The organism is Streptomyces flavofungini (genome assembly GCF_041028215.1).
Taxonomy (GTDB): domain Bacteria; phylum Actinomycetota; class Actinomycetes; order Streptomycetales; family Streptomycetaceae; genus Streptomyces; species Streptomyces flavofungini_B.
In genome coordinates this window covers 1-1,501 of sequence record NZ_JASKYR010001161.1, presented here as the reverse complement: position 1 = coordinate 1,501, position 1,501 = coordinate 1, and the positions used below count along the sequence as shown (strand labels likewise).

Genomic DNA, 1,501 nt, shown 5'->3' with positions numbered 1-1,501 from the left:
CGCTCGTACGAACGGGGGACGGGGCCGTCGCCCGTTCCGCACGCTTCGTTCACCTCGGATCGGGCGTCAGTCGCGCAGATACGCCAGCACCGCGAGGACCCTGCGGTGGGTGCCGTCCGCCGGGGGCAGGTCCAGTTTGGCGAGGATGTTGCCGATGTGCTTGCCCACGGCGGCCTCGGAGACGGTGAGTCCGGCGGCTATCGCCGCGTTCGACTTCCCCTCGGCGACCAGCGCGAGCACCTCGCGCTCGCGCGGGGTGAGCTGCTCCAGCGGGTCGCGCCGGCGCCGCAGCAACTGCCGTACGACCTCCGGGTCGACGACCGTCCCGCCCTCGGCGACCCGCGTCAGCCCCTCGATGAACTGCTCGACCTGGCCCACCCGGTCCTTCAGCAGATATCCGACGCCGGTGCCGTCCCCGGTGTCCAGGAGCTCGGCCGCGTACGCCCGCTGCACGTACTGGCTCAGCACGAGCACCGGCAGCGCGGGCCGCTCCGCCCTGAGCGCGACCGCCGCGCGCAGCCCCTCGTCCTTGAACCCCGGCGGCATCCGCACATCGGTGACCACGATGTCCGGTTCGTACGCCGACACGGCGTCCCGCAGCGCGTCCGCGTCGCCCAGCGCCGCCACCGTCTCGTGCCCGAAGCGGCCGAGCAGACCGATGAGCCCCTCCCGCAGCAGCACGCTGTCCTCGGCGAGTACGACTCTCAGGCTGCGGCTCGGCACGGGATCTCCACGGACAGGACGGTCGGGCCGCCGGGCGGGCTGGTGACCGTCAGTGTGCCATCGAGGACGGCGAGCCGGTCGGCGAGTCCGGTCAGGCCCGTGCCGTGCGCGGGGTCGGCGCCGCCGCGCCCCTCGTCGCGCACCTCGATCCGGAGCACGCCGTCGACGTGCGAGGCGGTGATCCGGGCCCGGTCGGCCCGGCTGTGCTTGCCCACGTTGGCGAGCGCCTCGCGGACGGCGAAGTAGCCCGCGCTCTCCACCGCTTCGGGGAGCCGGGGCAGCTCAAGACCGTCCGTTTCCACGGGTACGGCGGAACGGTCCGCCGCGTCCTCGATGGCGGTGGCGAGGCCGTAGTCGGTGAGGACCTGCGGGTGGATGCCGCGGATCAGCTCGCGCAGCTCGGTCAGGACGCGGCCCGCCTCGTCGTGGGCGGTGGCGAGCTGTGCGGCGAGCGGGGTGCCGGGGGCGGCGTCGAGCCGGGCGAGCCCCAGGCTCATGGTCAGCGCGACCAGGCGCTGCTGCGCCCCGTCGTGCAGGTCGCGCTCGATGCGGCGCCGTTCCGCCTCGAAGGCGTCGACCAGGCGGGCCCTGGACCGGGTGACCTCGGCGAGACTCGCGGCGAGTTCGGCGTCGCGGGGGGCGAGCAGCAGCCGGGCGAACGCGGCCCGCGCCGTGGCGTACGCGCCCAGCGGGTACGCCAGGAGCAGCAGGGCGGCCAGTCCGAGGAGGGCGGTGGCGCAGGCCGCCGGGTAGGTGCCGACGAGCCACAGCTTGGCGG

The 1,501-nt window shown here is 74.8% G+C and carries 2 protein-coding genes; both read right to left on the bottom strand.

The window, feature by feature from the left end:
• Nucleotides 1–66: 66 nt before the first annotated feature.
• On the bottom strand, nucleotides 67–723 hold the full coding sequence (locus tag AB8Z36_RS39370) for a LuxR C-terminal-related transcriptional regulator (RefSeq protein ID WP_369218163.1): 657 nt from the start codon (nucleotides 721–723) through the stop codon (nucleotides 67–69).
• On the bottom strand, nucleotides 705–1,501 hold a 797-nt coding region (locus AB8Z36_RS39365), incomplete at its 5' end, for a sensor histidine kinase (protein WP_369218162.1). The genes AB8Z36_RS39365 and AB8Z36_RS39370, both read right to left, overlap by 19 nt.